The following is a 17,190-nucleotide window of genomic DNA, read 5'->3' on the forward strand; positions in this document are numbered from 1 at the left end:
GGGACCGTGACGCGCACGAGCACCGCCGCCGCCGAATTGGTGATCTTCGACCTCGACGGCACTTTGACCGACTCCGCGGCCGGGATCGTCGCCAGCTTCCGGCACGCGTTGGACCACATCGGCGCGCCGATTCCCGACGGTGATCTGGCCGCGCGGCTGGTCGGCCCGCCCATGCACCACACGCTGGCCGCGATGGGCCTCGGCGAGCAGACCGAGGCGGCGGTCGCCGCCTACCGCGCCGACTACACCTCCCGCGGATGGCAGATGAACACCATGTTCGACGGCGTCGCGGCACTGCTGAACGACCTGCGGGCCGCCGGGGTCCGGTTGGCCGTGGCCACCTCCAAAGTCGAGCCGACGGCCCGCAAGATCCTCGCCCATTTCGGGCTCGACGGATATTTCGAGGTGGTTGCCGGAGCCAGCGTCGACGGCACCCGGGCCGCGAAGTCCGAGGTGGTGGCCCACGCCCTGGGTCAGCTGGCGCCGCTGCCGGCGCGGGTGTTGATGGTGGGCGACCGGCGTCACGACGTGGACGGTGCGGCCGCGCACGGCATCGACACGGTGCTGGTCGGCTGGGGCTACGGCCAGTCCGACTACGAGGACGCCGCCGACGCTGAAATCCCCGACGGTCCTGTCGCCCGCGTGCAGACCGTCACCGAACTACGGGAGGTACTCGGTGTCTGACCCGATGCTGCATGTCACGTTCGTCTGCACCGGCAACATCTGCCGCTCGCCGATGGCCGAGAAGATGTTCGCCCACCAGCTCGCGCAGCGCGGGCTGGGCGGCGCCGTGCGGGTGACCAGTGCCGGAACCGCGGACTGGCACGTCGGCAAGGGCGCCGACGAACGCACCAACCGGGTGCTGCGCGACAACGGCTACCCGGTGGAGCACAGCGCCACCCAGGTCGGGCCCGAGCACGAGGCCGCGGACCTGGTGGTGGCGCTGGGACGCAACCATGTGGGGCTGCTGCAGGGGCTGGGCATTCCGGCCGAACGGATCCGGATGCTGCGGTCCTTCGATCCACGTTCGGGTGCGGCCGTGCCGGACGTCGACGACCCTTACTACGGCGGCCATGACGACTTCGTGCAGGCGTTCACCGTCATCGCGGCCGCGCTGCCGGGCCTGCACGCCTGGGTCGACGGGCAGCTGGCGTTGGGCGAGAGCGGCTGATGCGACGCGTGGCCTTCCTGCTGCGCCCGAGCTGGCTGGCTCTGGCGGCGGTGGTGCTGGGCTTCGCCTACCTGTGTTTCACCGTGCTGGCGCCGTGGCAACTGGGCAAGAACACCACCACCTCTCGCGCGAACAGCCAACTCGAGCACGCCCTGACCGCCGAACCGGTGCCGGTGACCACGCTGCTGCCGCATCAGGATTCGGCTGCACCGGACGAGCAGTGGCGGCCGGTGACCGCCACCGGGCACTACCTGGCCGAAAAACAGGTGCTGGTGAGGTTGCGGTCGATCGACGGAGTGCCCGCGGTGGAGATGTTGGCCCCGTTCGCGGTCAAAGGCGGGCCGACCGTGCTGGTGAATCGCGGCTTCGTGCGCACCGACGACGGCGGCTCGCGGCTACCGGAGATTGCGCCGCCACCGGATTCCGAGGTCACCATCACCGCGCGACTGCGTGACTCCCAGGGCGCCATTCCCGGCAAGAACCCGTTCACCGAGAACGGTTTTCGTCAGGTGTACTCGATCAACACCGAGCAGGTGGCCGCGGTCACTGAAACCCCGCTGGCCGGGTCCTACCTGCAGCTCGTCGACGACCAGCCCGGCGGCTTGGGTGTGATCGCGCTGCCTCGCCGGGATGCCGGACCGTTCCTGTCCTATGGGATTCAGTGGATCGCGTTCGGGATCCTGGCCCCAATAGGTCTGGGGTACTTCGCGTTCGCCGAGCTGCGGGCACGGCGGGCGGAGCGCTCCGCGACGCAGGCTCAGGCCGGTGATGACGAAGCGGCGCCGCCGATGACCGTCGAGCAGAAGCTGGCCGACCGATACGGCCGGCGCCGGTAGCCCATCGGCAGCGCTATGCCATCCTGGGGCGATGGTGAACATCTCGGGTGTCGGCATCTGGAGTGCGCCGCTGCGCTATGGCGATCAGGGCGAGGCCGCCGAAGCGGCCGCCGAATTGGAGGAACTGGGCTTCGGCGCGCTGTGGATACCCGACGTCGGCGGTCCGGTGTTCGACGCGGTGGGCAACCTGCTGTCCGCCACCCGCAGTGCGGTCATCGCCACCGGCATCCTGAACCTCTGGATGCACACCCCGGCCGACGTCGCGGCGTCCTACGCATCGCTGACCGCGGCACACGGTGATCGGTTCCTGCTCGGCATCGGGGTCAGCCATGCTCAGCTGATCGACGCCGGGGACCCCCGGCGATACCGCCGCCCCCTGCGCGCCATGAGCGAGTTTCTCGACGGGCTCGACGCCGCCGACGCGCCCGTCCCGGTCGAGTCGCGGGTGCTCGCGGCACTCGGCCCCAAGATGCTCGACCTGGCCGCCTCCCGCAGCCGCGGCGCCCACCCCTATCTGACTACCCCCGAGCACACCCGGTTTGCCCGCGAGCAGCTGGGCGAGGGACCGTTGCTGCTGCCCGAGCAGACCGCGATCTTGTGCGCCAGCCGCGACGAAGCACGCGAGATCGGCACCAAGTGGCTGGGCTCCTACCTGGCACTGCCCAACTACGCCAACAACCTGCTGCGGTCGGGATTCACCGAGGACGACATCGCCGGCGTCAGCGATCGGTTGTTCGACGCGATCATCGCCTGGGGCACCGTGGAGGCCGTGCTCAGCCGGGTCGCCGAGCACCGGGCCGCCGGGGCCGACCACGTCTGCGTGCAACTGCTGGACGCCGACCCACGCGCGTTCCCGCGGGAGCAGTGGCGGCAGCTGGCCGCGGCGCTGGGCTGACTCAGCCGACCGAACGCGCTGCCCCGGACCAGAACTGGGCGCGCACCGCCTTCTTGTCCGGCTTGCCCAGCGCGGTCACCGGCACCGATTCGGCGACGATCACCTGCTTGGGCGACTGGACCGAGCCCTTGCGCTCCTTGACCGCGGCCTGGATCTCGGCGGTCATCGTGGCTACCGCGGCGGCATCACTGTCCACACCCGGGCGCAACACCACCACGGCGGTCACCGCTTCGCCCCACTTCTCGTCGGGGGTTCCGATCACGCACACCTGGGCCACCGAGGGGTGCTCGGCGATGACGTCCTCGACCTCGCGGGGGAAGACGTTGAAGCCGCCGGTGACGATCATGTCCTTGGTGCGGTCCACGATGTAGTAGAAGCCGTCTTCGTCCTCGCGGGCCAGGTCGCCGGTGTGCATCCAGCCGCCCCGGAATGTCTCAGCGGTGGCCTCGGGAAGCTTCCAGTAGCCGCCTGAGAGCAGGGGCCCGGACACGCAGATCTCGCCGACCTCGCCCTGGGGCACCGGGTTGCCGTCGTCGTCGAGCAGCGCCACCCGGGCGAACAGCGTCGGGCGCCCGCACGAGGTGAGTCGCTTCTGGTCGTGGTCGCCCTTGGCCAAGTAGGTGATCACCATCGGCGCCTCGGACTGGCCGTAGTACTGGGCGAAGATCGGACCGAACCGGTCGATGGCCTCCTGGAGCCGGACCGGGTTCATCGCCGAGGCGCCGTAGTACACCGTCTCCAGCGACGACAGGTCGCGGGTGTGCGAATCGGGGTGATCCATCAGCGCGTAGATCATCGACGGCACCAGCATGGTGGCGGTGATCTTCTGCTCCTCGATCACCCGCAGCACCTCGGCCGGGTCGAACTTGGTCAGCACCACCAGCTGACCGCCCTTGATGATCGTCGGCACGAAGAACGCTGCGCCGGCATGCGACAGCGGGGTGCACATCAGGAACTTCGGGTGCTCGGGCCATTCCCACTCGGCGAGCTGCGTGGTGGTCATCGCGGTGATCGATGCCACGGTGCCGATGACGCCCTTGGGCTTGCCGGTGGTCCCGCCGGTGTAGGTGAGGCCGCCGATGTGGTCTGGGGCCAGGTCCGCGGCCGCCAGGGGCTGCGGGTCGTACTTGGCCGCCTCCGCGGCCAGATCGACGGCCTTCCCCTCAAGCTCCGGCGGCACCGGGCCGATGGTCAACACCTGGCGCAACGTCGGCACCTTTTCGAGCAGGCCCAGGGCCCGCTCCACGAAAGCCGGTGTGGGATCGATGATCAGCGTGCTGACTTCGGCGTCGGCCAGTACGTAGGCGTGGTCGTCCAGCGAACCGAGCGGGTGCAGTGCCGTGCGCCGGTAACCCCGAATCTGGCCGGCACCGATGATCATCAGCACCTCGGGACGGTTCAGTGACAACAGGCCGGTTGCGTCGGCTCCGAGCGCGTCGAACGCCTGGATGTACTGACTGATGCGCTCGGCGAGCTGACCGCCGGTCAACGTGGTGTCGCCGAGGAACAGCACCGGCTTGTCCTTGTTGCGCTTGAGGGCGCCCACGGTGAGATGCCCGGAATGAATGGGCTGGCGCATGGACTGCGTCGACATCGGGGCTACCTCCACTAGTGCGTGATCACTTGCCCCGCTGGACACTACCGACCGCCTCATCGGCCCCGGGGACGAGCCGAGGGTTGACACCCCAGAGGTCCCAAGGCTTACTATTTGCGTATGCATGCAGATAATGGTCCAGCGGATCGGCTACCGGAGGATCAGGTCGGCCTGATCGTCGAGGTTTTCCGGATGTTGGCCGACGCCACCAGGGTTCAGGTGCTGTGGGCGCTGACCAGCCGGGAGATGTCGGTCAACGAACTCGCCGAGCACGTTGGCAAACCGGCGCCCTCGGTGTCCCAACACCTGGCGAAGCTCCGGATGGCGCGACTGGTGCGCACCCGCCGCGAGGGCACCACGATCTTCTACAGCATGGAGAACGAGCACGTCTGCCAGCTGGTCACCGACGCCGTCTTCAACGCCGAGCATGCCGGCCCGGGGGTGCCGCCGCATCACCGCTCCGCCAAGAACCTCCCGGCTGCTGCCGGAGAGGCGCTGCCCGCATTGCGGCAGCGCGCCATCGAACAAGGGAGATGAGCCACCCATGTCGCACCACAACCACGAGCACGATGCGCCGCATGCACACGAACACACTCACGACGGTCTGACGCACACCCACGTGCACGACACTCACGAGCACGACCACATCGAGCATGAGCACGAGCACACTCACGAAGACGGGACCGTGCACAGCCATCCGCACACCCATCAGGTGGGCCTGGAGCATGCCGGCCACGCTCATTCGCACTGAAGACGCGGCCCAGCGACGCCCAGTCAGGCCGATAACACGATCAGTAGGGCGATGACCCCGATCAGCACCAGCAAAGCCGCCCACAGCACCGCTCGAACACCTGGCGGCTTGGCTGAGCGGCCCGTTGGAGTCAGCTGCGGGCTGGTCGACGGCGGTACGCCCCACTGACCGCTCGGCCCCCGTTGCGGAGGAACGGGCGGCGACGGTGGGGTGGGCTCGTCTGGCGTCGGAGAGGTTGTCATTCCCACCGCATTGACGATCTACGGCGAAGTCAAACAACTGGTGGGCGCGGACGGTATCGAACCGCCGACCGCTGGTGTGTAAAACCAGAGCTCTACCACTGAGCTACGCGCCCCTGCCTCGGGCAGGTTACCCGGATCGGTACCGCAGACCCAAAACGGCCACCACCTACGACGAGCGTGCACAGAATGCCGCCTGAGGTGGCGTGTCGACGTGCAAACACGCACGCTCGCGGGAGGGCAGCGCCCTACCCCTTGAGGGCGCCCAGGGCGTCAAGCCAGAGCTGCTGGTCACGCGCCTCACCGGGCTGCTTCATCTCGGCGAACCGGATGATGCCGGACTTGTCAATGACGAACGTGCCGCGGTTGGGAAAGCCGGTGTCGGAGTTGAACACCCCGTAGGCCTGGCTGACGGCGCCGTGCGGCCAGAAATCCGAGAGCACCGGGAACAGGAACCCGCTCTCGGTCGCCCAGATCTTGTGGGTGGGCGGCGGGCCCACCGAGATGGCCAGCGCCGCGCTCTCGTCATTGACGTAGCTGGGTAGGTGGTCGCGCAGCTGACCCAGCTCGCCCTGGCAGATCCCGGTGAAGGCCAGCGGGAAGAACACCACCAGAACGTTCTTGTCGCCCCGGAAGCTGCTCAGCGTCACCGGCTGCTGGTTCTGGTCCTTGAGGGTGAAGTCCGGAGCTTCGGCACCGACTTGCAGCATCAACGCTTCCCCGTGCGGGACTTGGGCTGCACCAGGCGACTGGCGCTCCAGTCCCCCAGGTTGACCGACGACGTCGGCATCAGGCCCGCAGTCGGCGCCGCTTCCGCGATCTCGGCGGGCTGCACGTGGCCGGAACGGCCGGTCTTGGGTGTCAACACCCAGATCACCCCGTCATCGGCCAAGGCGGTGATCGCATCCATCAGGGTGTCCACCAGATCCCCGTCGCCGTCGCGCCACCAGAGCAGCACGACATCGACTACCTCATCGGTGTCCTCGTCGAGCAGCTCACTGCCGGCGGCCTCTTCGACGTCGACACGGATGTCGTCGTCGGCGTCCTCGTCCCAGCCGAACTCCTGGACCAACTGCTTGCTCTCGATGCCCAGTTTGCGGGCGAAGCTCGGGGCGTTATCCGCCGCGACCACCGTGCGACCTCCTTCGATCATCAGCGCTGTGTGTGATGTGAATCATCGTTGCACAGCTCAGCGTGCTGGGCGGGCTCAGAAGGCTTTGCACAGCTGCATCCCCTTGTCCCGAGCCCGGTTGAGTTCATCCTTGCGGGCGTTGTACACCGATACCGGCGCCTTGGAAGAGATTGCGGTCGCGACGCCGCGCGCGGCCTGTGCGTAGGTGTTGAACGCGTCGGTCAGGTCCTGCGACAACTTCTCGTTGATCGCCGCGGCGACCTCGTCGGCACTGTGGTTGAGTGCCTCCACTGCCGGCCCGGCGGTTCCGGAGATATCCCCGCCGTTGTTGAACGCCTCGACGTACTTGTTCACCACGTCGACGGCGTCACTGCTGCTCGATGCAAACCGGCCGCAGGCACCGCGAACCGCCTGGGTCGTCATCGACTGCTGACGCTGGGTCTCACGAATGCTCGAGGTGGCCTCCGAAGCCGACACCGACGCCGAGACCGAGGAGCGATAGACCGGGGCCTCGGAAGTGTCGGCTTGCGGGTTGCCACCGATGATGCTGGTGCAGCCGACAACGCCCATTGCCAACGCCGCAACGACACCGGCCACTGACGCACCTACCCGAGCGTGTCGCCGCGTCTGGGCGCGCGAGGCAATCCGCCGTCGGGTCAGCACAACTTCAAACGTTACCGCGTACCTGCCACCTGGCCGAGATCAGCCCACCCAGCGGCACTCGCCCACCGGCGGTCGGGTGTCCGGTGGGGCACGATAGAAAAGACGAGACCGGCGAATCGATCGGTTGGTGTCGTCCTGGCCACAAGCCGGGAGGCACATATTGACCTCCGAACCAAGGAGCATTGCGTTGACCACTGAGGCCGTACATCAGGATCTGGCCAAAAAGCCAAGCAGCACAACCGAATCCGACCGGGTTCGGGTGATCCGCGAGGGGGTGGCCTCCTATCTCCCCGACATCGACTCCGAGGAGACCTCCGAGTGGCTGGAGTCCTTCGACGAACTGCTGGCCCGGTCCGGTCCGGCCCGCGCCCGCTACCTGATGTTGCGACTGCTCGAACGCGCCGGGGAGCAGCGAGTAGCCATCCCGGCGCTCACCTCCACCGACTACGTCAACACCATCCCGACCGAACTGGAGCCCTGGTTCCCCGGCGACGAGGAAACCGAGCGCCGCTACCGCAGCTGGATCCGCTGGAACGCCGCGGTGATGGTGCACCGCGCGCAGCGCCCCGGGGTCGGAGTCGGCGGGCACATTTCGACCTACGCGTCGTCGTCGACGCTGTATGAGGTCGGGTTCAACCACTTCTTCCGCGGTAAGGACCATCCCGGCGGTGGCGACCAGGTGTTCATCCAGGGCCACGCCTCCCCCGGCATCTACGCGCGCGCCTTCCTCGAGGGCCGGCTGAGCCCCCACGATCTGGACGGCTTCCGTCAGGAGCACAGCCACCCGGGCGGCGGCCTGCCGTCCTACCCGCACCCACGGCTGATGCCGGACTTCTGGGAGTTCCCCACGGTGTCGATGGGCCTGGGCCCCATGAACGCCATCTACCAGGCCCGGTTCAACCACTACCTGCACGACCGCGGAATCAAGGACACCTCCGACCAGCACGTGTGGTGCTTCTTGGGTGACGGCGAGATGGACGAGCCGGAGAGCCGCGGGCTGCTGCACGTCGGGGCGCTGGAGGGCCTGGACAACCTGACGTTCGTGGTCAACTGCAACCTGCAGCGCCTGGACGGCCCCGTACGCGGCAACGGCAAGATCATCCAGGAGCTGGAATCGTTCTTCCGCGGCGCGGGCTGGAACGTGATCAAGGTGGTGTGGGGGCGCGAATGGGACGCCCTGCTGCACGCCGACCGGGACGGCGCCCTGGTCAATCTGATGAACGTCACCCCCGACGGCGACTACCAGACCTACAAAGCCAACGACGGCGGCTACGTGCGGGAGCACTTCTTCGGCCGCGACCCGCGCACCAAGGCGCTCGTCGAGGATCTGTCCGACCAGGACATCTGGCACCTCAAGCGCGGCGGCCACGACTATCGCAAGGTCCACGCCGCCTACCGCGCGGCCGTCGAGCACAAGGGCCAGCCGACCGTCATCCTGGCCAAGACCATCAAGGGCTACAGCCTGGGCAGCTACTTCGCCGGCCGTAACGCCACCCACCAGATGAAGAAGTTCCGGCTGCAAGACCTCAAGGACTTCCGTGACGAGATGCGGATTCCGATCCCGGACTCCGAACTCGAGGAGAACCCGTACCTGCCGCCGTACTACCACCCCGGCGAAGGCGCACCCGAGATCCGCTACCTGCTGGACCGCCGACGTGCCCTGGGCGGCTTCGTGCCGCACCGCCGCACCCAGGCCAAAACGGTGGAGCTGCCGGGCTCGCAGGCCTACGCGGCGGTCAAGAAGGGGTCGGGCAACCAAGAGGTCGCCACCACCATGGCGACCGTGCGGGTGTTCAAAGAGTTGTTGCGGGACAAGCAGTTAGGCCCGCGCCTGGTGCCGATCATCCCCGATGAGGCGCGCACGTTCGGGATGGACTCGTGGTTCCCGTCCTTGAAGATCTACAACCGCAACGGCCAGCTCTACACCTCGGTGGATGCCGACCTGATGCTGGCCTACAAGGAAAGCGAAGTCGGCCAGATCCTGCACGAGGGCATCAACGAAGCCGGCTCGACGGCCTCGTTCACCGCGGTCGGGACGTCGTATGCCACCCACGACGAGCCGATGATCCCGATCTACATCTTCTATTCGATGTTCGGCTTCCAGCGCACCGGCGACGGCCTGTGGGCGGCCGCCGATCAGATGGCGCGCGGTTTCGTGCTGGGGGCGACCGCGGGGCGCACAACGTTGACCGGTGAGGGGCTGCAGCACGCCGACGGGCACTCGCTGCTGTTGGCCAGCACCAACCCAGCGGTGGTCTCCTACGATCCCGCGTTCGCCTACGAGGTCGCCCACATCATCGAAAGCGGCCTGCACCGCATGTACGGCCCGGACCCGGAGAACGTGTACTTCTACGTCACGCTCTACAACGAGCCCTACGTGCAGCCGGCCGAGCCCGAGGGCTTCGACCCCGAGGGCCTGCTGCGCGGCATCTACCGCTTCCGCAGGGCCACCGAATCGCGGTCGAACACCGCCCAGATCCTGGCCTCGGGGGTGGCGGTGCCCGAGGCGCTGCGTGCCGCCGACATGTTGGCCGCCGACTGGGATGTGGCCGCCGACGTCTGGTCGGTGACCAGCTGGGGTGAGCTCAACCGGGACGGGGTGGCCATCGAGCGCGAGCGGCTGCGTCACCCGGAGAGCCCGGCCGCGGTGCCGTACGTGACGCAGGCATTGGCGGACGCCACCGGACCGGTCGTCGCGGTGTCGGACTGGATGCGGGCGGTGCCCGAGCAGATCCGGCCCTGGGTGCCCGGCAGCTACGTCACCCTGGGCACCGACGGGTTCGGGTTCTCCGACACCCGGCCGGCCGCACGGCGCTACTTCAACACCGACGCCGAATCGGTGGTGGTGGCGGTGCTCGCCGCGCTGGCCCGCGACGGGGCGATCGACGCCTCCGTTGCGGTGACCGCGGCGACGCGGTACCAGATCGATGACGTGCTGGCCGCCCCGGAGCAGACGTCGGATTCCGGGGTGGCCTAGCAAGAGGCCTGACGCGACACCCGTCGGTTGTCAGTTCTGCATAGAAAACAGGCGTAGCTTTTAGAAATGACTGACAACCCGGCGGGCCCCGCCCTGCCGCGCTCCACGCTGGACCTGCTGAGCGCCGTCCCGGACACCCTGCTGCGCCGGCTCAAGCACTACTCGGGCCGGCTGGCCACCGAATCGGTGTCGATGATGGGTGACCGCTTGCCGTTCTTCAACGACCTGGAGGCCGCCCAGCGGGCCAGCGTGGCCCTGGTGGTGCAGACCGCGGTGGTCAACTTTGCCGAGTGGATGCACGACCCACACGGCAACGTCAGCCACACCGCCCAGGCGTTCGAGTTGGTGCCCCAGGACCTGACCCGCCACATCGCGCTGCGGCACACCGTGGACATGGTGCGGGTCACCATGGAGTTCTTCGAGGAGGTCGTGCCGCTGCTGGCCCGCTCCGAGGAGCAGGTGACCGCGCTGACGGTGGGCATCCTCAAGTACAGCCGCGACCTGGCCTTCACCGCCGCCTCCGCCTACGCCGACGCCGCCGAGGCGCGCGGCACCTGGGATTCCCGGATGGAGGCCAGCGTGGTGGACGCCGTGGTGCGCGGCGACACCGGTCCGGAGTTGTTGAGCCGCGCGGCCGCATTGAACTGGGACACCACGGCCCCCGCCACCGTCGTGGTGGGCACCGCACCACCGGGCCCGGACGCCTACGCCGGACAGAAGGCCAGCCAGGACGTCCGTGATGTCGCCGAACACCACGGCCGGGCGGCATTGACCGACGTGCACGGGACGTGGCTAGTGGCCATCGTGTCCGGCCCGCTGACACCCACGCAGAAGTTCTTCGCCGACCTGCTCGGCGCGTTCTCCGACGGCCCGGTGGTGATCGGACCGACGGCGCCGACGCTGACCGCCGCCTATCACAGTGCCAGCGAAGCCATCTCAGGGATGAACGCCGTGGTGGGCTGGACCGGAGCACCGCGGCCGGTGCTGGCTCGCGAGCTGCTGCCGGAGCGGGCGCTGATCGGCGATGCGTCAGCGATCGCGGCCCTGCACACCGATGTGATGCGGCCGCTGGCCGAAGCCGGGCCCACACTCACCGAGACCCTGGACGCCTATTTGGACTGTGGCGGCGCGATCGAGGCCTGTGCCCGCAAGTTGTTCGTTCATCCAAACACCGTCCGTTACCGGCTCAAGCGGATCGCCGACTTCACCGGACGTGATCCGGCCGTGCCGCGCGACGCCTATGTGCTGCGGGTTGCCGCCACGGTCGGGCGGCTGGCCAACCAAGCGCAGCACGCCAGTTTCAGCAACGCCAACGTGGCATATGCCGCCGCACCGCTGCCCTCCAGCGGTCCCGGCGAACCTCTGGTCAGCCCGGAGGAATGACCCGCCGAGACTCGCTCTGGGGCGCGTACAGGTGGGCACCAACGGCGGACAGTTGTCGCAGTTCGGTATCGAACGCATCGCATAGAACGGCAGGTTTGTAGGGTCTCCACAAAAACATAAGACAATGTTCATAATCTAGGACATCCTGCAAATCGCGCTTCACAATGTTCTCTTAAAGACGTGATTGCGTTGCTCGCTCCCGGACAGGGATCTCAGACCCCCGGCATGCTCTCGCCGTGGCTCCAGGCGCCCGGCGCAGATGCCGCGCGCGAGCAGCTGGCCGCCTGGTCGGAGATCGCCGGCCTGGACCTGATCGCACTGGGCACCACCGCGACCGCCGAGGAGATCACCGATACCGCGGTCACCCAGCCGCTGGTGGTAGCGGCGACCCTGCTGGCCTATGCCGAGCTGGCCAAGCGGCGCAACGGCCCGGTGAGCGGCAGTGATGTCATCGTGGCCGGCCACTCCGTCGGTGAGATCGCCGCCTATGCGATCGCCGGCGTCATCTCCCCCGACAACGCCGTCATGCTGGCCGCCACCCGCGGCCGCGAGATGGCCAAGGCCTGCGCACTCGAGCCGACCGGCATGGCCGCGGTGCTCGGCGGCGACGAGGCCGAGGTGCTGGCCCGCCTCGAGCAACTCGACCTGACCCCGGCCAACCGCAACGCGGTCGGCCAGATCGTGGCAGCCGGCCCCCTGCCCGCGCTGGACAAGCTCGCCGAAGACCCGCCCGCCAAGGCCCGGGTCCGTAAGCTGGCCACCGCCGGTGCGTTCCACACCCAGTACATGGCACCGGCGCTGGAGGCGTACTCCGCCGCGGTCGAGCAGGTCAAGGCCGCTGGAATCTCGGAGCCCACCGCCATCCTGCTGTCCAACCGCGACGGACAACCCGTGGCGTCGGCGGCCGAGGCGATGGAGCACCTGGTCGCACAGCTGACCCGGCCGGTGCGCTGGGACCTGTGCACCGAGACGCTCCGGGCCCGCGAGGTCACCGCGATCGTGGAGTTCCCGCCGGCGGGAACCCTGGCCGGTATCGCCAAACGCGAACTTCGGGGGACCCCGACGCACGCCGTCAAGTCCCCCGCGGATCTGGACGGGCTGCCGGAGTTCTAATCCTCTTCAAGCCCGCTCCAACCCTGCACAACCAGATACGCAGTAATTACCCCCGCACACCCCGTGCGGATCCAACCGAAGGGAAACACAGTGGCTGCCAGCCAGGATGAAATCATCGCCGGTCTCGCCGAGATCATCGAAGAGGTGACCGGTATCGAGCCGAGCGAGGTCACCGTCGAGAAGTCCTTCGTCGACGACCTGGACATCGACTCGCTGTCGATGGTGGAGATCGCGGTTCAGACCGAAGACAAGTACGGCGTGAAGATCCCCGACGAGGACCTCGCTGGTCTGCGCACCGTCGGTGACGTGGTGGGCTACATCCAGAAGCTCGAGGCCGAGAACCCCGAGGCTGCCGCCGCGCTGCGCGAGAAGTTCGGTTCCGAGAGCTAATCGTGTCCTCTAAGCCTTCTACGGCCAACGGCGGTTACCCGAGTGTGGTGGTAACCGCCGTTGAGGCCACGACTTCAGTCGGGGCGGACATCGAGAGCACGTGGAAGGGCTTGCTCGCCGGTGAGAGCGGCATTCACGTGCTCGAAGACGAGTTCGTCTCCAAGTGGGACCTGCCGGTCAAGATCGGCGGACATCTCAAGGACCCGGTCGACGACCACATGGGCCGGTTGGACATGCGGCGCATGTCCTACGTCCAGCGGATGGCCAAGCTGCTCGGCACCCGCCTGTGGGACAACGCCGGCACGCCTGAGGTGGACCCGGACCGTTTCACCGTGGTGATCGGCACCGGACTGGGCGGCGGCGAGAAGATCGTCGAGACCTACGACCTGATGAACGAGGGCGGCCCCCGCAAGGTGTCGCCGTTGGCCGTTCAGATGATCATGCCCAACGGCGCGGCCGCCGTGGTCGGTCTGCAGCTCGGTGCTCGTGCCGGAGTCATCACCCCGGTGTCGGCCTGTTCGTCGGGTTCGGAGGCGATCGCGCACGCGTGGCGTCAGATCGTCATGGGTGACGCGGACTTCGCGGTCTGCGGTGGTGTCGAAGGCGGCATCGAGGCGCTGCCGATCGCGGCGTTCTCGATGATGCGCGCGATGTCGACCCGCAACGACGAGCCCGAGAAGGCGTCGCGGCCGTTCGACAAGGACCGTGACGGATTCGTGTTCGGCGAGGCCGGTGCGCTGATGATCATCGAGACCGAAGAGCACGCCAAGGCTCGCGGCGCCAAGCCGCTGGCCCGGTTGATGGGTGCCGGAATCACTTCCGACGCCTTCCACATGGTGGCTCCCGGTCCCGACGGCAAGCGGGCGGGTTTCGCGATGAAGCGGTCGCTGGAGTTGGCGGGTCTGTCCGCCAAGGACGTCGACCACATCAACGCGCACGGAACCGCCACTCCGATCGGTGACACCGCCGAGGCGAACGCGATCCGGGAAGCCGGATGTGAGCACGCCGCGGTGTACGCACCCAAGTCGGCGCTGGGCCACTCCATCGGGGCGGTCGGTGCGCTGGAGTCGGTGCTGACGGTGCTCTCGCTGCGTGACGGGGTCATCCCGCCCACGCTGAACTACGAGACACCCGACCCCGAGATCGATCTGGACATCGTCGCGGGCGAGCCCCGTTACGGTGACTACAAGTACGCGATCAACAATTCATTCGGGTTCGGTGGGCACAACGTCGCGCTCGCCTTTGGGCGGTACTGACACCGGATCGCGAGAGAGGGAAGTTCGCAACAGCCATGTCAACGCTGGCAACGGGAAAGGGTCTCCCCAACGTCGTCGTCACCGGCTACGCCATGACGACGGCTTTGGCCGCGGACGGGGAGAACACCTGGAAGAAGCTACTGGACGGCCAGAGCGGCATTCGCAGGCTCACCGATTCATTCGTCGAGGAGTATGACCTGCCGGTTCGTATCGGCGGGCACCTCGTCGAGACCCCGGAGTCGTTCGACGAGGGGTTGAATCGGACAGAGCTGCGTCGGCTTTCCTACTTGCAGAAGATGGCTTTGGTGCTGAGCCGGCGTGCCTGGGCGCACGCCGGCTCACCCGAAGTCGACACCAGGCGCCTCATGGTGTCGATCGGCACCGGGATGGGCTCCAGTGAGGAGCTGGTCTGGGCGTATGACGGCATGCGCGAACGCGGCCTGAAGGCGGTCTCGCCCCTGGTCGTGCAGAAGTACATGCCCAATGGAGCAGCCGCCGCGGTCGGATTGGACCGTCAGGCCAAGGCCGGGGTGATCACCCCGATCTCGGCCTGTGCATCCGGCTCCGAGGGCATCGCGCATGCCTGGCAGCAGATCGTGCTCGGCGAGGCCGACATGGCGATCTGCGGTGGGGTGGAGACCCGGATCGAGGCAGTGCCGATCGCGGGGTTCGCCCAGATGCGCATCGTGCTGTCCACCAGCAATGACGACCCGGAGGGCGCCTGCCGTCCGTTCGACCAAGACCGCAACGGATTCGTGTTCGGCGAGGGCGCCGCACTGATGGTGATCGAGACCGAGGAGCACGCCAAGGCGCGGGGGGCCAACATCCTCGCCCGGATCATGGGTGCCTCGATCACCTCGGACGGCTACCACATCGTCGCACCAGACCCCGACGGCCAAAGCGCGGGTCGGGCGATGACACGGGCAATCCAGGCCGCCGGGCTGACACCCGGCGACATCAGCCACGTCAACGCGCACGCCACCGGAACCACGGTGGGTGACGTGGCAGAAGGCCACGCCATCAACCTCGCGTTGGGTCCGCACGGCGGCAACGCCGCGGTGTACGCGCCCAAGGCGGCACTCGGCCACTCAGTCGGTGCGGTCGGCGCGGTCGAGTCCATCCTGACGGTGATGGCTCTGCGTGAGCAGATCGTCCCGCCGACGCGGAACATGGAGAACCTCGATCCCGAGATCGACCTGGATGTGGTGGCAGGCGAGCCGCGCCCGGGCAACTACGAATACGCGATCAACAACTCATTCGGGTTCGGCGGACACAACGTCGCAATCGTCTTCGGTCGGTATTAGAAAACCGCCGCAGCGAGACCCGCGACAAGAAATCAGACCAAGGAGAGGCGCGATGACGACAATGGCTCCCGAGACGGTGGGCGAATCGCTCGACCCGCGCGATCCCCTGCTGCGTCTGTCAACGTTCTTCGACGACGGCACCGTCGAGTTGCTGCACGAGCGTGACCGCTCCGGGGTGCTGGCCGCGGGCGGCACCGTCAACGGAGTGCGCACCATCGCGTTCTGCACCGACGGCACGGTCATGGGCGGCGCGATGGGCATCGAGGGCTGCGACCACATCGTCAACGCCTACGACACCGCGATCGCCGAGCAGAGCCCGATCGTGGGCCTGTGGCACTCGGGCGGCGCCCGGTTGGCCGAGGGCGTCCGCGCCCTGCACGCGGTGGGGCGGGTCTTCGAGGCCATGATCCGGGCGTCCGGATTCGTCCCGCAGGTCTCGGTGGTGGTCGGTTTCGCGGCCGGCGGCGCCGCCTACGGCCCGGCGTTGACCGACGTCATCGTGATGGCACCGGAGGGCCGGGTCTTCGTCACCGGGCCCGACGTGGTGCGCAGCGTCACCGGTGAGGATGTCGACATGGCAGCGCTCGGCGGCCCCGACACCCACCACAAGAAGTCCGGCGTGTGCCACATCGTCGCCGACGACGAGCTCGACGCCTATGAGCGCGGTCGCCGGCTGGTCGGGTTGTTCTGCCAGCAGGGTCACTTCGACCGCAACAAGGCTGAGGCCGGCGAGATCGACCTGCACGCCCTGCTGCCGGAGTCGGCGCGGCGCGCCTACGACGTGCACCCGCTGGTGCACGGGCTGCTCGACGCCGACGCGCCGTTCGACGAGTTCCAGGCCAAGTGGGCGCCGTCGATGGTCGTCGGGCTGGGCCGGTTGTCGGGTCGCACCGTCGGTGTGTTGGCCAACAACCCGCTGCGGCTGGGCGGCTGCCTGAACTCCGAAAGCGCCGAGAAGGCGGCACGTTTCGTGCGGCTGTGCGACGCGTTCGGGATTCCGCTGATCGTGATCGTCGACGTGCCGGGTTACCTGCCCGGCGTCGGTCAGGAGTGGGGCGGCGTCGTGCGCCGCGGCGCCAAGCTGCTGCACGCGTTCGGTGAAGCCACCGTCCCTCGCGTCACGCTGGTGACCCGCAAGACCTACGGCGGGGCCTACATCGCGATGAACTCCCGGTCGCTGGGCGCCACCAAGGTGTTCGCCTGGCCGGACGCCGAGGTCGCGGTGATGGGAGCCAAGGCCGCGGTCGGCATCCTGCACAAGAAGAAGCTGGCCGCCGCGCCCGATCACGAGCGCGAGGCGCTGCACGAGGAGCTGGCCGCCGAGCACGAGCGGATCGCCGGTGGGGTGGACAGTGCCATCGACATCGGCGTGGTCGACGAGAAGATCGACCCGTCGCACACTCGCGGCAAGATCACGCAGGCCCTGGCTGAGGCACCCGCCCGGCGCGGCCGCCACAAGAACATCCCGCTGTAACCCGCCGTCACC

Annotated in this window: 17 protein-coding genes and 1 tRNA gene; 13 read left to right on the top strand and 5 right to left on the bottom strand. The window is 67.9% G+C overall.

Features of this window, described 5'->3' with window-relative positions; genetic code table 11:
- Positions 1 to 6 precede the first annotated feature (6 nt).
- Genes ACJH5R_RS10745 through ACJH5R_RS10760 form a run of 4 tightly spaced genes read left to right on the top strand, consistent with a single transcriptional unit; the run spans position 7 to position 2,902 of the window.
- Positions 7 to 684, top strand: coding sequence for an HAD hydrolase-like protein (locus tag ACJH5R_RS10745; RefSeq protein ID WP_406781925.1), 678 nt, complete (start codon positions 7 to 9; stop codon positions 682 to 684).
- Positions 677 to 1,171 carry a low molecular weight protein-tyrosine-phosphatase gene (locus ACJH5R_RS10750; protein ID WP_406781926.1) on the top strand — a complete coding sequence of 165 codons (495 nt, stop codon included), beginning with the start codon at positions 677 to 679 and terminating at the stop codon, positions 1,169 to 1,171. The genes ACJH5R_RS10745 and ACJH5R_RS10750 overlap by 8 nt, the downstream gene beginning before the upstream one ends.
- Positions 1,171 to 2,007: an SURF1 family protein gene (locus ACJH5R_RS10755; RefSeq protein WP_406781927.1), complete on the top strand. Its 837-nt coding sequence runs from the start codon at positions 1,171 to 1,173 to the stop codon at positions 2,005 to 2,007. The genes ACJH5R_RS10750 and ACJH5R_RS10755 overlap by 1 nt, the downstream gene beginning before the upstream one ends.
- Before the next feature lie 34 nt (positions 2,008 to 2,041).
- Positions 2,042 to 2,902: an LLM class F420-dependent oxidoreductase gene (locus ACJH5R_RS10760; RefSeq protein WP_406782023.1), complete on the top strand. Its 861-nt coding sequence runs from the start codon at positions 2,042 to 2,044 to the stop codon at positions 2,900 to 2,902.
- Between the two features lies 1 nt (position 2,903).
- On the opposite strand, the gene fadD8 is transcribed toward ACJH5R_RS10760, so the two are convergent.
- Entirely contained in the window at positions 2,904 to 4,496 is a 1,593-nt protein-coding gene (gene fadD8, locus ACJH5R_RS10765) for a fatty-acid--CoA ligase FadD8 (RefSeq protein ID WP_406781928.1), read from the bottom strand.
- 120 nt (positions 4,497 to 4,616) lie between these two features.
- On the opposite strand from fadD8, the gene ACJH5R_RS10770 reads away from it, so the two are divergent.
- Positions 4,617 to 5,033, top strand: a complete 417-nt coding sequence (locus ACJH5R_RS10770) for an ArsR/SmtB family transcription factor (RefSeq protein WP_406758295.1) — start codon at positions 4,617 to 4,619, stop codon at positions 5,031 to 5,033.
- Positions 5,034 to 5,040: 7 nt separating this feature from the next.
- Complete coding sequence (locus ACJH5R_RS10775; protein ID WP_406758294.1) at positions 5,041 to 5,247, top strand: zinc transporter Slc39a7; 207 nt, start codon at positions 5,041 to 5,043, stop codon at positions 5,245 to 5,247.
- Positions 5,248 to 5,527: 280 nt separating this feature from the next.
- On the opposite strand, the gene ACJH5R_RS10780 is transcribed toward ACJH5R_RS10775, so the two are convergent.
- The 4 genes from ACJH5R_RS10780 to ACJH5R_RS10795 all read right to left on the bottom strand — a co-directional run bounded on the left by ACJH5R_RS10780 (position 5,528) and on the right by ACJH5R_RS10795 (position 7,215).
- Positions 5,528 to 5,602, bottom strand: a tRNA-Val gene (locus ACJH5R_RS10780).
- Between the two features lie 132 nt (positions 5,603 to 5,734).
- Entirely contained in the window at positions 5,735 to 6,196 is a 462-nt protein-coding gene (locus ACJH5R_RS10785; protein ID WP_406781929.1) for a peroxiredoxin, read from the bottom strand.
- A complete protein-coding gene (locus ACJH5R_RS10790) occupies positions 6,196 to 6,618 on the bottom strand; it encodes a DUF3052 domain-containing protein (protein WP_308486436.1) in 423 nt (140 codons plus the stop codon). The genes ACJH5R_RS10785 and ACJH5R_RS10790 overlap by 1 nt, the downstream gene beginning before the upstream one ends.
- A 75-nt stretch (positions 6,619 to 6,693) precedes the next feature.
- Positions 6,694 to 7,215 carry a hypothetical protein gene (locus tag ACJH5R_RS10795; protein ID WP_406758289.1) on the bottom strand — a complete coding sequence of 174 codons (522 nt, stop codon included), beginning with the start codon at positions 7,213 to 7,215 and terminating at the stop codon, positions 6,694 to 6,696.
- Positions 7,216 to 7,468: 253 nt separating this feature from the next.
- Between ACJH5R_RS10795 and aceE the strand changes: the two genes are divergently transcribed.
- The 7 genes from aceE to ACJH5R_RS10830 all read left to right on the top strand — a co-directional run bounded on the left by aceE (position 7,469) and on the right by ACJH5R_RS10830 (position 17,178).
- Positions 7,469 to 10,258 carry a pyruvate dehydrogenase (acetyl-transferring), homodimeric type gene (gene aceE / locus ACJH5R_RS10800; protein WP_406781930.1) on the top strand — a complete coding sequence of 930 codons (2,790 nt, stop codon included), beginning with the start codon at positions 7,469 to 7,471 and terminating at the stop codon, positions 10,256 to 10,258.
- A gap of 66 nt (positions 10,259 to 10,324) precedes the next feature.
- Positions 10,325 to 11,641: a PucR family transcriptional regulator gene (locus ACJH5R_RS10805; RefSeq protein ID WP_406781931.1), complete on the top strand. Its 1,317-nt coding sequence runs from the start codon at positions 10,325 to 10,327 to the stop codon at positions 11,639 to 11,641.
- A gap of 180 nt (positions 11,642 to 11,821) precedes the next feature.
- Positions 11,822 to 12,754 carry an ACP S-malonyltransferase gene (locus ACJH5R_RS10810; RefSeq protein ID WP_406758286.1) on the top strand — a complete coding sequence of 311 codons (933 nt, stop codon included), beginning with the start codon at positions 11,822 to 11,824 and terminating at the stop codon, positions 12,752 to 12,754.
- Between the two features lie 90 nt (positions 12,755 to 12,844).
- Positions 12,845 to 13,144 carry a meromycolate extension acyl carrier protein AcpM gene (gene acpM / locus ACJH5R_RS10815; protein ID WP_046188312.1) on the top strand — a complete coding sequence of 100 codons (300 nt, stop codon included), beginning with the start codon at positions 12,845 to 12,847 and terminating at the stop codon, positions 13,142 to 13,144.
- Between the two features lie 2 nt (positions 13,145 to 13,146).
- Complete coding sequence (gene kasA / locus ACJH5R_RS10820; RefSeq protein ID WP_406758285.1) at positions 13,147 to 14,400, top strand: 3-oxoacyl-ACP synthase KasA; 1,254 nt, start codon at positions 13,147 to 13,149, stop codon at positions 14,398 to 14,400.
- Between the two features lie 35 nt (positions 14,401 to 14,435).
- On the top strand, positions 14,436 to 15,704 hold the full coding sequence (gene kasB / locus ACJH5R_RS10825; protein WP_406758284.1) for a 3-oxoacyl-ACP synthase KasB: 1,269 nt from the start codon (positions 14,436 to 14,438) through the stop codon (positions 15,702 to 15,704).
- Between the two features lie 52 nt (positions 15,705 to 15,756).
- On the top strand, positions 15,757 to 17,178 hold the full coding sequence (locus ACJH5R_RS10830) for an acyl-CoA carboxylase subunit beta (RefSeq protein WP_406758283.1): 1,422 nt from the start codon (positions 15,757 to 15,759) through the stop codon (positions 17,176 to 17,178).
- The last annotated feature ends 12 nt before the right edge of the window (positions 17,179 to 17,190 follow it).

This window comes from Mycobacterium sp. SMC-19, from assembly GCF_045310815.1.
GTDB lineage: Bacteria > Actinomycetota > Actinomycetes > Mycobacteriales > Mycobacteriaceae > Mycobacterium.